This is a genomic window from Sphaerisporangium viridialbum (genome assembly GCF_049674955.1).
In the GTDB taxonomy this organism is placed as follows: domain Bacteria; phylum Actinomycetota; class Actinomycetes; order Streptosporangiales; family Streptosporangiaceae; genus Sphaerisporangium; species Sphaerisporangium viridialbum.
The window spans coordinates 5,073,369-5,089,371 of record NZ_CP187232.1 but is presented as its reverse complement, the minus strand read 5'-3'; the positions used below and the strand labels follow the sequence as shown (position 1 = coordinate 5,089,371).

General features: G+C 71.7%; 13 protein-coding genes. 1 reads left to right on the top strand and 12 read right to left on the bottom strand.

Annotated elements, in window-relative coordinates; translation table 11 throughout:
• Positions 1-159 precede the first annotated feature (159 nt).
• The gene (locus ACOZ38_RS22960; protein WP_424533233.1) at positions 160-1,182 is read left to right on the top strand and encodes a LacI family DNA-binding transcriptional regulator; all 1,023 of its coding nucleotides are present in this window, start codon (positions 160-162) and stop codon (positions 1,180-1,182) included.
• Positions 1,183-1,541: 359 nt separating this feature from the next.
• On the opposite strand, the gene ACOZ38_RS22955 is transcribed toward ACOZ38_RS22960, so the two are convergent.
• The 12 genes from ACOZ38_RS22955 to ACOZ38_RS22900 all read right to left on the bottom strand — a co-directional run bounded on the left by ACOZ38_RS22955 (position 1,542) and on the right by ACOZ38_RS22900 (position 16,002).
• Complete coding sequence (locus tag ACOZ38_RS22955; RefSeq protein WP_424533232.1) at positions 1,542-3,407, bottom strand: discoidin domain-containing protein; 1,866 nt, start codon at positions 3,405-3,407, stop codon at positions 1,542-1,544.
• A gap of 128 nt (positions 3,408-3,535) precedes the next feature.
• A complete protein-coding gene (locus ACOZ38_RS22950; protein WP_424533231.1) occupies positions 3,536-4,513 on the bottom strand; it encodes a substrate-binding domain-containing protein in 978 nt (325 codons plus the stop codon).
• A 26-nt stretch (positions 4,514-4,539) separates the two neighbouring features.
• Positions 4,540-5,532, bottom strand: coding sequence for an ABC transporter permease (locus ACOZ38_RS22945; RefSeq protein WP_405149993.1), 993 nt, complete (start codon positions 5,530-5,532; stop codon positions 4,540-4,542).
• A complete protein-coding gene (locus ACOZ38_RS22940; RefSeq protein WP_405149992.1) occupies positions 5,529-7,019 on the bottom strand; it encodes a sugar ABC transporter ATP-binding protein in 1,491 nt (496 codons plus the stop codon). Before ACOZ38_RS22940 ends, ACOZ38_RS22945 begins: the two co-directional genes overlap by 4 nt.
• On the bottom strand, positions 7,016-8,431 hold the full coding sequence (locus tag ACOZ38_RS22935; protein ID WP_405149990.1) for an aldehyde dehydrogenase family protein: 1,416 nt from the start codon (positions 8,429-8,431) through the stop codon (positions 7,016-7,018). The genes ACOZ38_RS22940 and ACOZ38_RS22935 overlap by 4 nt, the downstream gene beginning before the upstream one ends.
• Positions 8,432-8,492: 61 nt before the next feature.
• Positions 8,493-9,326 carry an IclR family transcriptional regulator gene (locus ACOZ38_RS22930; RefSeq protein WP_424533230.1) on the bottom strand — a complete coding sequence of 278 codons (834 nt, stop codon included), beginning with the start codon at positions 9,324-9,326 and terminating at the stop codon, positions 8,493-8,495.
• A gap of 242 nt (positions 9,327-9,568) precedes the next feature.
• Positions 9,569-10,657, bottom strand: a complete 1,089-nt coding sequence (locus tag ACOZ38_RS22925) for an endonuclease/exonuclease/phosphatase family protein (protein ID WP_424533229.1) — start codon at positions 10,655-10,657, stop codon at positions 9,569-9,571.
• 17 nt (positions 10,658-10,674) lie between these two features.
• Complete coding sequence (locus ACOZ38_RS22920; RefSeq protein ID WP_424533228.1) at positions 10,675-11,706, bottom strand: glycosyltransferase family 2 protein; 1,032 nt, start codon at positions 11,704-11,706, stop codon at positions 10,675-10,677.
• Positions 11,707-11,709: 3 nt separating this feature from the next.
• Positions 11,710-12,999, bottom strand: coding sequence for an endonuclease/exonuclease/phosphatase family protein (locus ACOZ38_RS22915; RefSeq protein WP_424533227.1), 1,290 nt, complete (start codon positions 12,997-12,999; stop codon positions 11,710-11,712).
• The gene (locus ACOZ38_RS22910; protein ID WP_424533226.1) at positions 12,996-14,012 is read right to left on the bottom strand and encodes a class I SAM-dependent methyltransferase; all 1,017 of its coding nucleotides are present in this window, start codon (positions 14,010-14,012) and stop codon (positions 12,996-12,998) included. The genes ACOZ38_RS22915 and ACOZ38_RS22910 overlap by 4 nt, the downstream gene beginning before the upstream one ends.
• Positions 14,009-14,995: a hypothetical protein gene (locus ACOZ38_RS22905; protein ID WP_424533225.1), complete on the bottom strand. Its 987-nt coding sequence runs from the start codon at positions 14,993-14,995 to the stop codon at positions 14,009-14,011. The genes ACOZ38_RS22910 and ACOZ38_RS22905 overlap by 4 nt, the downstream gene beginning before the upstream one ends.
• Positions 14,992-16,002 carry a glycosyltransferase family 2 protein gene (locus tag ACOZ38_RS22900; RefSeq protein WP_424533224.1) on the bottom strand — a complete coding sequence of 337 codons (1,011 nt, stop codon included), beginning with the start codon at positions 16,000-16,002 and terminating at the stop codon, positions 14,992-14,994. The genes ACOZ38_RS22905 and ACOZ38_RS22900 overlap by 4 nt, the downstream gene beginning before the upstream one ends.
• Position 16,003: the final 1 nt, after the last annotated feature.

The window sequence follows — 16,003 nt, the reverse complement described above, 5'->3', positions numbered from 1 at the left end:
TCCGGCTCCCCGAAGCCCGGTCGGGATAACGTTATCCCGAAAGGTAGAGTGTTACTACGAGGTTTCAAAGAGCGAGGGCGGCAACAAGTTGGTCACAGCAGCACGCGTCCGGTCGTCCCGATGATGGCCAAGAGCGGCGATCATCAACATGATGGCCTCATGCAGGCAGAGGGAAACAGCGGGCGCCGCCCCCGGAGACCGACCATGGTGGACGTCGCCCGCGAGGCCGGGGTCGCGCTGCGCACCGTCTCGCGCGTCGTCAACCAGGACCCCACCGTCGGGCCCGAGCTCGTCGAGCGCGTGCACGCCGCCATCGCGGCCCTCGGCTACCGGCCCGACGAGCGCGCCCGCCACCTGCGCCTCGGCGTCACCGGCACCCTGGGCGCCGCCGTCCGGCAGCTTTCCCACGTCAACCCGGTGCTGCGGGCCGTCGAGCGCGCCGCCCGGGAGGCGGGCCTCATGGTGCTCGCCGCCTCGACCGAGGACGACGAGCGGCTCGAACGCCGCGTCGTCGAGTCGATGTGCCGCCGCAGGTTCGACGGCATCATCCTGGAACCGATCGGCGTCGACCACGGCTACCTGCTTCCCGAGCTGGCGGCAGGCCTCTCGCTGGTCGCGGTCGACCGGCCCGTCCTCGGGCTCGACGTCGACTCGGTGATCTCCGACAACGTCGCGGGCATCGAGGCCGCGTACGCCCACCTCGCCGCCTTCGGCCACAGCCGCGTCGCCTACATCGGCGACGACGAGCGCATATACACCGCCCTGGAGCGCGCGAAGGCGTTCCGGGCGTGCGTCGCGGCGCGCGGCGGGGCGCTCGACGGCATGGCGTACACCGGCAGGATCGAGCGGGACCGCATCCGCTCCGCCGTCGCCGCCGTGCTCGAAGGCCCCTCGCCGGCGACCGCGATCATCACCGGCAACGCCACCATCAGCGTCGAGGTGCTGCGCAGCCTGGCCACCGTCCCCGAGAAGGTCGCCATCGTCGGGTTCGACGACTCCGAGCTGGCCACCCTCCTGCGTCCTGACCTGACCGTGGTCGCGCAGGACACCACGGCGATCGGCAGCACGGCGATCGACATGCTGCGCGCCCGCATCGCCGACCCCGCCCGCCCGGTCCACCGGGTGACCGTGCCGGTGGAGCTCGTGCGGCGTGGATCGGGGGAGATCTCCCCGGCCTCGTGAACGCCCGTACAGGTGGTCGAGCGCGCCGACGCGGTTGATGTCCACCACCAGGCCAGGGCGGCATCGCCGGTAGTGCAGGTCGAGCATCAGGCTCTGCCCGCCCGCGGGCACCCGCGCGTGGCGGCTGGCGCCGGCGAGCGCGTCCACGACCTCACCGACCGTGTGCGGCGCGAGGTAGTCGAAGGCGGCCGGCTTCACCGCCTCCCCCCGGCCACCCGGCTCCGAACCCCCGTAAATACCCCCGAAACTCGACAAAAGCCCTCTGACCTCGGCAAATGCCGCATAAAGCCACCCGCGTTCCCCGGCCGTGCGGATCCCGCCGGAGAACGCGGTGTGTCTCAGGAGGTGCGGCGCCGGGCTCAGGACGCGTAGGCCTCCAGTTCGTAGATCCTCGCCGCGGTGTCGCTGTCGCTCGTCGGGGTGAGGACGTTCAACCGGACATACCTGGCGGTGACCGGCGAGAAGGTGTGGGTGGTGACGTCGGCCGTGTTGCCGCGCGCCGACGCCACCGTGGTCCAGTTCGTCCCGTCCGTGCTCACCTGGAGGTCGAAGTCGCGGGTGTTCCAGCTCGCCTTCTCGCCGCCCGCGCCGGAGTGGCGCACGACGAAACGCCGCAGCGTCTGGGCCGACTGCAGGTCGACGCGCAGCCACTTGCTCGCCCCGAGGGAGCACCACTTGTCCGCCGGGCCGCCCGACACGGTGCCGTTGACGGCCTTGGCCGGAGCCTCGTTCGCCGCGCACTGGCTGTCGGCGGTGGCCGGCTTGTTCAGCGCGAGGTTGGTCCCGCCGATCTGGCCGGGCACGTAGAGGCGGATGTCGGTGAGGCTCGCGCTGCCCTCGTACACGTTGGTGTACAGGTCACCGATGACGAAGTAGTCGGGGTAGGCCGAGCCCGAGGGCCACTGGTTCGGCCAGGTGGTGCTGCCGTGGGCGTCGTTCTGCACCAGGTTCCCGTTGAACCGGCCGTCGTACTCACTGGCCTTGACGTTGTAGTGCCAGATCGGGTCGTTGCCCACCACGAAGTTGCGGTGGAAGCGCAGCGTCTTCTGGCCCGCGCGGGCGAAGTTGCCGCTGGCCTCCAGCGTGTAGCCGGTGGCGTCGCGCTCGATCGCGAAGGTGTAGAACTGGTTCGGCATGAGCTCGGGCTGAAGTTCCGCCGCCGACGAGAGCTGCTGCTCGGCGACGCCGCCGGAGCAGCTCGTCATGAACCACTGGGAGTTGCCGGGCAGCCCGCCGGGGCCCGGGGTCCAGTTGGGCATCCCGCTGATCCACATGTTGACGGTGTTGAAGCTGCTGTCGCGGTAGTTGTAGTACTGGTTGGTGGCCGAGTTGCACACCCGGCCGCCCGTGCCGGTGCCCACCCGGTCGGGGTGCTGGGAGAAGGCGTCCATCAGCACCTTGCGGTGGTAGTGCCAGAAGTGGTTGTTGCGCGGCGCCGGGTTGGCGAAGTCGACGATCGACAGGAAGTGGTAGCCGTTGTAGCCGTACGGCCCCTGCCGCACGTCCTGCCACTGGCAGTAGGGCACCGACGCGTCCCCGCTCCAGCCGGGTGACTTCGAGCCCTCTCCCCACGGGTGCTGCGTCTTGCAGCCCGCGGTGCTGTAGCCGTTGGTCCGCCCGCCGTAGTCGATCGTGCCGTTGCGCTTGCCGCCGAAGTCCAGGGTCTTCAGCTTGTATTCGATGCGGTACTGATCGGGCAGCTTGTCGGTGGGCCTGAAGATGGCGCCGCCGGTGGACTCCGGCACGTTCAGCACCGCCACGTGCTCGCTGCCGAGCGCCTGGGTGGTGATCGACGGCGGGGACTCGATGACGCCGTCCTTGTTGAAGTCGCGCGCCGACAGCGAGGCCGTCAGCCAGCCGTCCTTCCCGACCTTGAAGTCCTTGCGGTAGGTGGTGAAGGAGTTGAAGGCGGTCGTCCACGGCGGCCCGTAGTCGTTCTTGTACCACTGGCCCGCGTCGTCGGTGATGGTGTCGAAGGGAGAGCTGTAGGTCTCCTTGACCCACGGGGTGCTCGCCCCGGTGAGAGGCGTCGAGAAGTCCTCGTTGTAGAGCAGGGTCCAGCCGGGGCGGGTCGGGTCGTCGGCCGCCACGCCCTTGACGGCCGGGCCGGGGGCGGTGGCGCCCGTGGCGGGCGCGCCCGAGGTGAGCGAGCCTGCGATCACGAGGCTCGAGGTGACCGCGGCGATGGCCGCCCCGTGCACGACTCGTCTGACGGTTTGTCGCATGAGTGGTGTCCTTATGTAGACGGGGTGAAGCGCTGGTCGTCCCGCGCGCGACGCGGACGGCGTCCCGCGCGGCGGTCGTGGTGGCGTCGCCGCCCGCCACCTGACCTGGGCGTCGGTTCGAGACCTCCCTAGAAGGCGCCGTTGGGGTCGTAGTACTGTGCCGCGTTCTCCTTGGTGACCCTGGGGGAGGGGACCACCGTGTCCTTCTCCACGGTGGCGCCGCTCAGGATCTCCACCGCCCGGTCCAGCCCCATGCCGCCGATGATGTCGGCGTCGTTGAGGCCCGTGACGGCGTAGTTGGTGCCGTCGAGGATGGCCTTGAGCGCCTCGGCCTGCCCGTCGACGCCCGCGATGATGACCTGCTTGGACTTCCCGGCGTCGGCGATGGCCCGCTGGGCGCCCAGGCACATCGCGTCGTTCTCGCAGAACACCGCGTCGACGTCGGCGTTGGTCGCCAGCAGGCTCTCCATCACCGACAGCCCGCCGTCCGATCCCCAGTTGCCGAAGTCGGGGGCCTCGACGAGGGTGATCGACGGCTTGCCCTGCAGGACCGACTTGACCCCGTTGGTACGGGCCAGGCCGATGCTGTTGTCGGCGGGGCCGCCCTTGATGATGGCGACCTTGCCTCCGCTCGGGAGCTTCTCGGCGATGAACTCGCCGTCCTGCCTGCCGATCGCCTCGTTGTCGGGGCCGATCCAGCTGGTGTACTCGCCGGTCTGGAACTTGCGGTCGACCAGGACCACCGGCTTGCCGGCCGCCTTGATGGCGTTCAGCGCGGCCGGCGCGGACTCCAGCGGGCCGCCGGAGATGATGACGGCGTCGACGTTCTTGCTCAGCAGGTCCTCCACGTTGGACGCGAGCTTGGCCGCGTCGCCGTTGGCGTCGGTGCTGATGACGTCGATGTTGCCCTTCTTCTTGGCCTGGGCCGCGATGGCCTTGTCCATGCCGCTGAAGTAGGGGCCGCTCAGCAGGAAGTTGGCGACGCCGATCGTGTAACGCCCGTCGCCGGTGGCCGTGCCTGGCTTGCCCGGCTCGGACGAGCAGGCGGCCAGGCCGGCGGCGAGGACGCCGGTGACCAGCACGCCGCACAGCCTCTTCATGTACATGCGGGGACCTCCGATGGTGTGAGGTGTCAGGAACGCACCCGATTGGTGCGCTGGACGAGGATCACGGCGATGATGATCAATCCTTTGAGCACCTGCTGCCAGAAGCTCTGCACGCCGTAGAGGTTGAGCAGGTTGTTGATCAGTACGAGGACCAGCACCCCGCCGAAGGTCGCCCGTGTGGAGCCGCGCCCGCCCGCCAGGCTCGCGCCGCCGATCACGCACGCGGCGATCGCGTCGAGCTCGAACGCCACCCCCACGCTCGGCTGGGCGATGCCGACCCGGCTGCTCAGGATGACGCCCGCCAGGCCGGCGCAGGCGCCGCTGATGGTGTAGGCGAGGATCACGTGGCGGCGCACGTTGATGCCGGCGAGCCGCACGGTCTCCGCGTTGCCGCCGATGGCCACGATCGAACGGCCCGCCGGGGTGCGCGTGAGGAAGACCCCTCCGGCCAGGAACACCGCGAGCATGATGAGCGTGCTCAGCGGGAGGGGGCCGGCCATGGCGGAGCCGAGCGTGAAGAACGCCGGGTCCTCGGGGGCGATGGGCACCTCGGAGTACACGAACGCCAGGCCCCGTACGGTGGTCAGCGCGGCCAGCGTCACCACGAACGGCGCGAGCCCGAACCTCGCCACCAGCGTGCCGTTGACCAGCCCGAAACCCACGCCGGACGCCACGCCCACCAGCATGGCCAACGGGATGGGGATCCCGGCGACCAGGCCCGCGGTGACGATGCCGGAGAAGGCCACCACCGACCCGACCGACAGGTCGATGCCGCCGGTGAGGATGACCACGAGCATGCCGAACGCGAGCAGGCCCGTGGTGACCATCTGCTTGAGCAGGTTGGTGAGGTTGGCCGGGGTCAGGAACGTGTCGGAGGTGAGCGCCGCCGTCCCGGCCATCAGCACGATGAGCGCGACGAAGGCGGCCTGCACGGTGACGTCACGGCCCCCCAGGACGAGCCGGGGGAGCCTCCTGCCCGTGGCGGCGGCCGGAGCGGGCCCGGCGAGCTGGTCGGTCATGCGGCCCTTCCGATCGCGTACGTGAGGACCTCGTCCTCGGTGGCCGTGTCCGAGCGGGCCTCGCCGCTGATACGGCCCTGGTTCATCACGAGGACCCGGTCGGTGGCACCCAGGACCTCGGTGAGGTCGGAGGAGATGAGCAGGACGCTGAGGCCCTCGCGGGCGAGGCCGTCGATCATGCGGTAGATCTCGACCCTGGTGGCCATGTCCACGCCGCGGGTCGGCTCGTCCAGGATCAGCACGCGGGGCCCGGCCAGCAGCCACTTGGCCAGCACGGCCTTCTGCTGGTTGCCGCCGCTGAGGTTCACGGCCGGCATGGAGGCGCACCTCGGCGGCTGGATGTCCAGCCGGTCGATCATCTCGGCCACCTTGCGGCGCCGGAGCGCCACGTCGATCAGCGGGCCGCGCGTGGTGGCGCGCAGCGTCGTGAGCATGATGTTGTCCGAGACGCTCATGCCGAGCACCAGGCCGCTGCCCTTGCGGTCCTCGGTGACCAGCGCCAGCCCGGCCGCGATGGCCTCGCCCGGCGTGCGGAAGTCGCCGGAGCCGTCCGCGGCGCGCACCTGGCCGGAGGTCGCGGGCTCGGCGCCGAACAGGCACCGGGCCAGCTCGCTGCGGCCCGAGCCCACCAGGCCGAACAGCCCCACGATCTCCCCGCTGTGCAGCGTGAACGAGATGTCCTCGAACTCCCCGGCCCGGCCGAGCCGCGACACGGTGAGCGCCGCCTCGCCGGGCCCGGCCCGGCGGCCCGGGTAGATCTGCTCCAGGCGGCGGCCGGCCATCATGCCGATCAGCTCGCCCTCGCTGGTGCGCGCGGGCTCGGTGGTGCCGATCACCAGGCCGTCCTTGATGACCACGATCGAGGTGGCCAGCTCCAGCACCTCGGCGAGCCGGTGGGAGACGTAGACGACGAGCACGCCTCGCTCCCGCAGCCGCCGGATCAGCGCGAACAGCGCCGCGAGGTCGGTGCCGGCCAGCACGGCGGACGGCTCGTCCAGCACCAGCACGCGGGGCTCGTCCACCAGCGCCTTGGCGATCTCGACCATCTGCTGCCGTGCCACCGACAACCGGCCCGCGGCCGTACGCGGGTCGATCGCGCCGAAGCCGATGCCCTCCAGCAGCTCCTTCGCCCGCGCGTGCGCCGCCGGCCAGTCGATGAGCCCGGAACGGCGGCGCGGGAAGTTGCCCATCAGCAGGTTCTCGGTGACCGAGAGCTGGGGCACCAGCGTCAGCTCCTGGTAGACGGTCCGTATGCCCCGCGCGTGGGCGTCGTGGGGCGAGCGCAGCTCGACGCGCTCGCCGTCCATCCACATCTCGCCCTGGCTCATGGGCTGCGCGCCGGCGAGGATCTTGATCAGGGTGGACTTGCCGGCACCGTTCGCGCCCACCACGGCGAGCACCTCGCCGCGGCGGCCCGCGAGGTCCACCCCGTGGAGCACCCGCACGCCGCCGTAGTCCTTACGCACGCCCCGGAGTTCCAGCATCATCCGAAGGCCCCCATCAGCACCATCGTCTTCTGCCGGGTGAAGTCCAGGACGGTCTCGTGCAGGCCCTCGCGGTAGCCCCCGGTGTCCTTGGTGCCGCCGAAGGGGAGGTTCTCCGCGCGCAGGGCGGTGGAGCCGTTGATCACCACTCCGCCGACGTCCAGCAGCCGCGCGAGCGTGAACGCCCGCGACACGTCCCGCGTGAAGACCGCGGCGTGCAGCCCGTACGGGGACTCGTTGGCCAGGCGCACGGCCTCCAGGGGGTCGGTGAAGCGGGCGACCGGCGCCACCGGGCCGAAGATCTCCTCGGCGAAGGCCTCGCTGCTCACCGGGACGTCCACGAGCACCGCCGGGTCGACGAACGCCCCGCGCCTGCCGCCCCCGGCGACCAGCCGGGCGCCGTCCCGCACGAGCCTGCCGACGGCCGCCTCGACGCGCTCCGCGGCCTCCTCGGCGATCAGCGGGCCGACGTCGGTGGACTCCAGCAACTGGTCGCCCACGCTCAGCTTGGCGGTCTGGCCGAGCAGGGACTCCACGAACGCGTCGTGGACGCCGTCCTGCACGTAGACCCGCTTGACCGCGCAGCAGATCTGCCCGTTGCCGCGCGCCAGCCGCCCGAGCACCACGGCCTGGGCGGCGGCCTCGACGTCGGCGTCGTCGCACACGATCAGCGCGTCGTTCCCGCCGAGCTCCAGGAAGACCTTCTTCAGCGTCGCGGACCCGAGGCGCGCGATCTCGCGGCCGGCCGCGGTGCTCCCGGTGAGGCTGACCGCGGCGATCCCCGGCGACTCGGCGAGCGCCTTGGACACCGCCACGCCGCCGGTGACGACCTGGTGCGCGTGGCTGGGCGCGCCCGCGAGCTCGACCAGCTCGGCGACCCGCGTCAGGGCGAGCGGGCAGCGCGACGGCGGCTGCACGATGACGGCGTTGCCCGCGGCGAGCGCGGCGGCGGCCTTGTGCGCGTACAGCTCGACCGGGTAGTTGAACGGGACGAGCGCCGCGACGACGCCGAGCGGCTCGCGCGTCGTGACGGCGAGGTGCCGCTCCAGGCCGGGCACGGCGTCCAGCGGGATCTGCCGGCCGAAGAGCCTCGTGGCCTCCCCCGCGTACCCGCGGAAGATGCGGATCGCCGCCTCGACCTCGCCGCGGGTCTGCGGCAGGGGCTTGCCGTTCTCCCCGGCGAGCAGCACGGCCAGGCTCTCGGCCTCGTCCTCCATCAGGCCGGCCACCCGGCGCAGCAGATCGGCGCGCTGGTGGGCGGGCATGGCGGCCATGGCGCGCTGGCCCTCTCGCGCGGCGTCGACCACCGATGCCACGCGCGCGGCGTCCATGGCCTCCACCTCCCCGAGGGGCTCTCCCGTGCCGGGGTTGCGGACGACGATGACGTGACCGGCTGGCGATATGGCGGCGGACATCCGTTTCACTCCTCGGGTGTATCGGCTTCTCGGTCGGGGGCTGCCGGGGGACCGGCGGAGGTCAGGGGTCCCTGGCCTCGGCGTACGGCGCCCGCCCCGCCGCGGGCTCCCCGCGCGCGGGGGAGTTCCCGTTCTTCGCCACGTAGCCGATCCGGCGGCTGATCTCGGCGGCCATCGCGAGCGCGGAGGGCGCCAGGCGATGGCAGTCCTCGACGCTGAAGCGGTTGGCCGGCGCGGAGACGCTGAAGGCCGCGACCGGCTGGCCCGAGGCGTTCATGATCGGGAGCCCGAAGCAGCGGACGCCCTCCTCGTTCTCCTCGTCGTCGATCGCGAACCCCCGCGCCCGTACGGCGTCGAGCTCGTCCAGCAGCGCGCCGCCGGTGAGGGTGCGCGGCGTGCGGCGGTCGAGGGGACCGGCCGTGATCTCCGCACGGCGCCGCTCGTCCAGCAGCGCGAGCACGGCCTTGCCCATCGCCGTGCAGTGCAGGGGGACGCGGCTGCCGATGCGCGAGACGAGGCGCACCGACTTGGCGCTCTCGACCTTGTCGATGTAGACGATCCGGTTCCCGGCGAGGATGCCGAGGTGGACCGTCTCGCCACTGAGCTCGACCAGCGCGACCAGGTACGGCCGCGCCGCGGCCCGCAGCCCGTCCTCCTCCAGGTACTGCCCGGCGAGCGTCACCAGGGTGACGCCGAGGTGGTACGAGCCGGCGGCGTCCCTGTCGAGCACGCCGAGTTCGAGCAGCGAGGTGACGTACCGGTGCGCGGTGCTGACGGCGACGCCCGCGTGGCGGGCCAATTCGCCCAGCGTGATACCGGCCCTGCCCGTTTCGGACACGGCTTGGATGAGTTCGAACGCCTTGTCGACGCTCGACGACTTCCGGCCACCTTGCATTCGAGTTACTCGAATCTATTTTCATAGCGCTGCAATTTTTTGCGATGGTTACATCGGATGTGCTTGGTGTCAAGTCCCCCTCTTGTGTTGCGATTCCGGGGGTTTTGAGGGGTATATGACGGATATATAGCGCTATGTCCGCTAGTGTCGTCCGGGATTGGTTGGATGAGACACCCGAGGTGTGGGATGGCACGTGCTCTCGCCTGCGAGATCACGTCTCCGCAGGCTCGCTATGAGCATCGCTAGTTGCTCGATGCCATCCGGTTCTTGCGGTCACTGTCGTCGCCGACGGACAGCAGCATCGCCTGCGCGCGATGGTCGGAAAGCCCCTGCGGGTCGAGGAGGCGGTAGCCGTGGATGCGCGCCGAGGAGGTGAAGGTCCAGTCGAGCCGCCACAGGGCCGGGCCGGTCGCGGGCCACGAGGCGGGATAGAGACGACGATCGTCGTCCGCGCGGGAAAGCCGGTCGGACAGCCATTGGATATCTCCCATGGCGCCCGTGGTGTTGAAATCGCCGGACACCAGGATCGCGTTGCGGTTGGCCTCCACATCGGCCGCCAGACCGCGGAACTGCGCCTTGCGGGCGGCGTCACGGCCGTGCAACTCCGAGTAGAACTTCGATGTCAGGGGATTCTCGTCCAGCATGTACTGAGTGGGAATGTGCACGTTGTAGACCGAGATTATCGACGTGCCTATTCGCAGGTCGGTGCGCAGCGTCTTGGCCAGCAGGAATGCCGAATTCCACGTCGCCCCCGGGCCGAGGGCCACGGCCGGTCCGACCGGTGGAGAGGCCGCGACGGGAAAACGCGACAGCGTCACCAGCTCGCCTTCCGCGGCGATGTGGTAACCGGGAAACTCCCGCCGCAGCCGGGCCAGATCGTCGACCTGCCGGGGCGTGCCGTCCGTCCAGTGCAAATACTCCTGGAGAAGGTAGACGTCGGCGCGCTGGGCCTTCAGGAAACCGTAGAACCGCTCAGGATCGTCGTCCTGATCCCAGTACTCGGTGTTCCACGACATCACGCGCACCGCTCCCGCCGGAGCGGCGGGCCCGCCGGGGCCCAGCGGGCCGAGGTGGAGCCCGCTCTGGCCGGCGCCGAGGGCGAGGGAGGCGGCGGCCAGAGCGGAGCACCACCACCGCCGCGACCGGCCCGCCAGCGGCGCGGCGGCCAGCAGCAGGAGCGGGCCTGCGAGATAGACCAGCGGGGGCACCAGATCGGGGAGCAGCCACAGCCAGAACCGGCCGGACAGCACGCGGTGCAGCACGACGAACAGCAGCCACGCCACGGTGACCCCGATGACCAGCCGGACCCGCCACCGAGGGGCGCCTCCCACGCCGGGCTCCACCGTGCTCAGCCTCGGGCCCCGAGGGCGGCCGGCGCCGGGGTCTCGTACAGCCTGCGGAACCGCGTTGACACCAGCCACTGCACGGCGCCGGCCGCCACGCCGCCGATGATCACCAGGTTCACCAGGAAGTGCACGCCGACGAAGAACAGGCCGAACAGCGGGCAGCGCCTGGAGAACACGAACCTGTACATCCCCGCGTCGCAGGCCAGCGACACGGCCAGCAGGAGCGCCGGCACGGCCGCGGCCACCGGGCCGAGCACCAGCGGAAGCGGCAGGGCGGCGACCGCGAGCAGCGCCGCCACCGACGCCCAGGCCCGTGAGGCGGTCTCGTACCCCCGCGCGAACCGCCGCCTGCTCGCGTACAGGGGAACGCGGGTGCGGCCGCGGTGGAAGAGCTTGCGCAGCAGGGCGGGCAGCTCGCGGTCGTGGCCCATGCGCCCGTGGATGGCCGAGGTGATGAGCACGGTGTGCCGCCGGCTGAGCCGATGGCCGTAGTCGACCTCCTCGGTGTGCTTCAGCAGCGGGTTGAACGGCCCGGTCTCGGCGAACACCTCCGCCCGGATGGCGAACATCGCCGACCACAGGAAGGACACCTCGCCCTCCGAGCCGATCGACCAGTAATGGTGCTGGAGCGAGCGGTAGTCCTCGACCCTGGTGGAGCGGATCAGCGGCTCGGGGTCCTCGATGCCGCACGCCGCGCCGAGGCCGGGATCGGCGCGCAGCAGCGCCACCCCGGTGGCGACGGCGTCGGGCGCCAGCGCGACGTCGGAGTCCACGAAGAACAGTATTTCGCCGCTCGCCCACCCCGCGCCGGTGTTCCTGGCGACGGCGGGACCGCTGTTGACCGGAGTGCGTATGACGGTCACCCCCATGGACTCCGCGATGCGCACCGACTCGTCGGTGCTGTGGTCGTCCACCATGACGATTTCCAGGGGGGCGTAGGACTGTTCCTGTACGGCCTTGAGGCACAGAGGCAGGAATCGCGCGTGATTGTAGTTGGGAACGATCACGGTGACCAGCGGAGGGCGCGGTTCCACGGTTTACCTCACCTTCGGTTTCGGGTTCGGGGGCGTTGACGCGGCGGCGTTCTCGTTCGCGGCCAGGGAGACGGCCATGTCCTGGAGGTGGTGGCTCGACAGGCCCTCGGGGGAGCGCAGGGCGTACCGGTGGACGTCGACGCCGGGGGAGGTGAAGGTCCAGTCCATCCGCCACAGCCGCAGGCCGGCGAACGTCAGCGTCGCCGGATAGAGCGGCCCTCCGGCGCGCGCCGCGTCGTTCAGGTGGCCGAGCCGGCGCGTGTATCCCATGCCGGGCAGCAGGTTGAAGTTCCCCGAGGCCAGAACGGGGTTGGCGTTGCCGTCGACGTCGGTGACGAGCTCGCGGAGCTGGGTCGCCCGCGCGGCGTCGAGCAGCCTCATCGACCGGTAGAAGTCCCCCGTCAGCGGGCTGGAGCTCAGATAGAGCATGTCGTAGAGATGCACGTTGTAGACCGACAGGACACGCCCGCCGACGCGTAGATCGGTGCGCAGCGCCGCGCGTCTCCAGTTCGTCGCGACCGGGTTCGGGACCGTCCCCAGCGCCAGGTCGCGCACGATGGGGAACCGCGAGATCGTGAGGAGCCCGTCGGCGGTCGCGAAATAGCGGGAGGGGAACTCCCGGCGTAGCTGCGCCCCATCGTCGATCGGCGTCGGCGCCCCCGGCCCGCATCCGGAGTGCTCCTGGAGCAGGTAGACGTCGGCACTCCACTTCTTCAGATAGCGCAGGAAACGGGCGGGGTCGTCGGTGGTGTCCCAGCAGAAGGTGTCCCAGGACACGACGCGAAGCGCGCCGGGCGGCACGGGCCCGTCCAGGCCACCGCCCCACGGCGCCCGCAGCCCCGCCTGGTCCAGGCCGAGGACGAGCGCGGCCGAGGCGAGCAGCGCCGTCCACCACCGGGCCCGCCCGGCCACCCGCGCCCGGCTCAGCGCGAGCACCCCGACGGCGGCGACCAGGGCCACCGGCAGCAGCGCGAACAGCAGCGGCGGCACCATCAGGTCGGGGATGACCCACACCCAGGTACGGCCGCTGAGCAGCCGGTGCAGCACGACGAGCGCCGCCTCCGCCGCCGCAAGGCCGACCAGCGCCCGTTCGAGGCGGGACAGCCGCGCGCGGGCGAGCAGGAGCACCGCCACCGCCCAGAGCACCGCGAGCGGCGCGGCGAAGAACACCACGAGCGGCGCCGCGCCCCCCCACCACCAGAACCGGCCGGTCAGCCAGTTGGCCAGGGTGAAGGCCGCCCACAGCGCCAGGATCCCGAGCGCCACCAGGCCCGCCCGGCGCGGCACGCTCATGCCGTCGCCCGGTCCCTGACGCGCAGCCAGAACGACGCGGGAAGGTAGGTCTCGGTGAGTGCCACCCGGTGCCACAGCGGGTCCACCAGGCCGCGCAGGCGCTCGTCCCCCTGGATGAACGCGTTGGGCAGCTCGACCTCGAACAGGGCCGGGTTCGCCAGCAGGAAGGCCGCGAGCAGGTACTGCTCGGAGTAGTGGCGCCAGCGCCACTCGGGCGGATAGTCGCTGGGCAGCAGGATGTCGTGGAGCTGCACGAGCACGCCCGGCCGCAGGAGCGGCAGGATCTCGAAGAAGAACACCGTCACGTCCGAGCCCATGAACACCCGGTGCGAGCCGTCCAGGAAGACGACATCGCCGGCGTCGAGGCCGGCGAAGACCGCGGGGTCGACGTGTTCCAGCGGGCTGCGGACCACCGTGTCGCACAGCGCGTCGATGTTCGCGCGCGGCGCCGGGTCGATCGAGGTGACGTGCGTGCGGAGGCCATGGTCCTCGATGGCGCGCCGGGCGAACTTCGTCGAGTTGCCCGACCCGATCTCGACGTACCGCCGAGGGCCGGTCTCGGCGAGGAAGCCGTAGAGGGCGAGGGCGTCCAGCGGCGGCAGCCATCCGTTGTCCCAGTACGGCGTGGTGCCGTCCGCGCGGTCCCGCAGGGGGATGGCGGCGAGGTCGGGGCCGAAGGCGAGGAAGCGGGCGAGCCGGTCGGCGTAGCGCTCGCGGCCCGCGTCGAGCAGGGCCGCGATCTCCGGGTGGTCCGGCTTGCCGTAGCCGAACCTCGGCTCAGGGCGAACGGGGTGGTCGAGGAAGATCGGCCGGCGCATGCCGAAGGCGGACAGCACCACGCCGTGCACGGCCGGATGCCGCTCCAGCCACTCCAGCGGCCGGTCGGCGAAGGGCAGGGCCGCGAGCATCCTGAGCACGGCGCCGGTCACCGGCCCCGAGGGGAGCTGCCGTACGAGGTGGCGGGTCTGCCCGCGGCGCGGGGTGAGCGGAACGGGGCCGCTGTGCGAGGTCATGAGGGCGAGGCTCCTTCTGCGCGCTGGTCGGTGAGGGGGGAGGGGCGGGCGCGTCGCCGGCCCGCCCAGGCGAGCAGGCCGAGGACGGCCGCCGTGGACGCGACGTCGCCCACGGTGATCAGCACCCGGCTGAGGGCCACGAGCGTGACCAGTCCGGGGCCGGTGAGCAGGGTGGCGACGGTCAGCCCGAGCACGGCCTCGCGCACGCCGAGGCCGGACGGCATGACCAGGGTGAGGATCCCGGCCACGGTGGACAGCGCGAAGCCGCCGATGCCCACGGTCATGGCCCCGGAGACCGGCGCGCCGAGCGCGACCGCGAGCACCGTCACGTGCAGGCCGCTGACCAGCCAGCCCACCGCCATGAGCCCGGTGACCGCGAGCAGGGTGCGCCGCCGGGGCAGCACGAGGGTCCGCTCGCCCCGGCGCAGGATCCGCTGGGCGAGCCCGAGCAGCGTGCTCAGCAGCCGGGGAGCGGCCAGCGGTACGAGCGCGGCGGCCAGCATCGGCAGCAGCGCCCACCAGATCGGGTCGGACGCCACGAGCCAGGGCAGGGCGACGAGCCCGGCCGCGAGCCCCGCGACGACCGCGAGGCCCTGGCTGGCGACGAACGCCCCGGCCAGCCGGGCGGGGGGCTCGCCGAGCGGCCGGGCCTGCGCCGCGTGCGCCACCGCCGGCCAGACGCCGCCGGGAAGGTAGCGGGTGAGCCCGGCCAGGAAGAAGACGCGGACCGCGACCGGCAGGGACAGGCGGGTGCCCAGCCCGGCCAGCAGCATGCGCCAGCCGAAGAACCCGGGCACTCCGCCCACCGCCGCCAGCGCCGCGGCGAGCAGGGCGTTCTCCCAGCCCACCAGCCGCAGGCTCTCGCCGAGCCCGTCGCGCACGCGCCACAGCTGGTAGCAGAGGAACCCGAGCACGAGCAGGTAGGCGGCCATGCGCAGCCCGGCGAACACCCTCTGCCGGGTGGTGCGGCGCACGGCCGTCACGCGGGCGCCTTGGCGTACAGGCGCCGGTACGACCGCGACGTCAGCCACTGCAGGATCCCGACGCCGGCCCCGGCGGCGATGGTCAGGTTGACCAGGAAGTGCATGCCGACGAAGAACAGCCCGAACCCGGCCTTCCGGCGGGCGAACACGAACCGGTACATCCGCCGGTCGATGGCCAGGCAGGCGGCGAACATCAGCACCGGCAGCGCCGCGGTCCAGGCGGCCCCGGTCAGCAGCGGCACGGGCAGGGTCGCGGCCGTCAGCGCGGCGGCCAGGCTCGCCGCCGACTCCGGCGAGCCGACCACGCCTGGGGCGTACTGCCGTTGCAGGAAGAACGGCACGTGCAGGCGGGTGCGGGTGAAGACCTTCCGCAGCGCGACGCGCACCGTGGCGTCGTCGTCGTGCCGGCCGCGCACGGCCGAGGTGAGCCGCACCTCGTACCGGTCGGTGAGCCGCTCGCCCACGTCGGCGCCCTCGGTCTGCAGGAGCTCGGGGTTCCACGGCCCGACCTCCGCCCACACGGCGGCGGGTATGGCGATGATGGCCACGGGCAGGAACCCCTTGATCGGGCCCTCGGCGACCCGGTACCAGTAGTGGCGGTACAGGGTGCGGTACTCCTTGACCAGGCTGTCGCGGTTGAGCGGGACGGGCTCGTAGTTGCCGCAGACCGCGCCGATCCCGGGGTCGGACCCGAGCAGCGCCACGGCCTCGGCGACCGCGTCGGGGGCGAGGCCCACGTCGGAGTCCAGGAAGAACAGCACCTCACCCCGCGCGTGGTCCGCGCCGAGGTTCCGCGCGACGCTCACTCCGCTGTTGCGCGGCGTGCTGAGCACCCGCACCCCGAGCGACCTGGCCACCTCCACGGAGTCGTCGGTGCTGCAGTCGTCGACGTAGATGATCTCCAGCGGGGAGTACGTCTGCGCCTTGACGGCCTTGAGGCACTGCGCGAGCACGTTCCCGTAGTTGTAGTTGGGGACGATGACAGAGACGAGCGGCGCGGAGGCCATG

What these genes read in the sequence shown, in the direction of transcription:
- ACOZ38_RS22955 (WP_424533232.1), bottom strand. Translation starts at nt 3,407, where the DNA reads ATGCGACAAACCGTCAGACGAGTCGTGCACGGGGCGGCCATCGCCGCG.
- ACOZ38_RS22930 (WP_424533230.1), bottom strand. Translation starts at nt 9,326, where the DNA reads ATGCAAGGTGGCCGGAAGTCGTCGAGCGTCGACAAGGCGTTCGAACTC.
- ACOZ38_RS22915 (WP_424533227.1), bottom strand. Translation starts at nt 12,999, where the DNA reads ATGAGCGTGCCGCGCCGGGCGGGCCTGGTGGCGCTCGGGATCCTGGCG.
- ACOZ38_RS22910 (WP_424533226.1), bottom strand. Translation starts at nt 14,012, where the DNA reads ATGACCTCGCACAGCGGCCCCGTTCCGCTCACCCCGCGCCGCGGGCAG.
- ACOZ38_RS22950 (WP_424533231.1), bottom strand. Translation starts at nt 4,513, where the DNA reads ATGTACATGAAGAGGCTGTGCGGCGTGCTGGTCACCGGCGTCCTCGCC.
- ACOZ38_RS22945 (WP_405149993.1), bottom strand. Translation starts at nt 5,532, where the DNA reads ATGACCGACCAGCTCGCCGGGCCCGCTCCGGCCGCCGCCACGGGCAGG.
- ACOZ38_RS22940 (WP_405149992.1), bottom strand. Translation starts at nt 7,019, where the DNA reads ATGATGCTGGAACTCCGGGGCGTGCGTAAGGACTACGGCGGCGTGCGG.
- ACOZ38_RS22935 (WP_405149990.1), bottom strand. Translation starts at nt 8,431, where the DNA reads ATGTCCGCCGCCATATCGCCAGCCGGTCACGTCATCGTCGTCCGCAAC.
- ACOZ38_RS22900 (WP_424533224.1), bottom strand. Translation starts at nt 16,002, where the DNA reads ATGGCCTCCGCGCCGCTCGTCTCTGTCATCGTCCCCAACTACAACTAC.
- ACOZ38_RS22960 (WP_424533233.1), top strand. Translation starts at nt 160, where the DNA reads ATGCAGGCAGAGGGAAACAGCGGGCGCCGCCCCCGGAGACCGACCATG.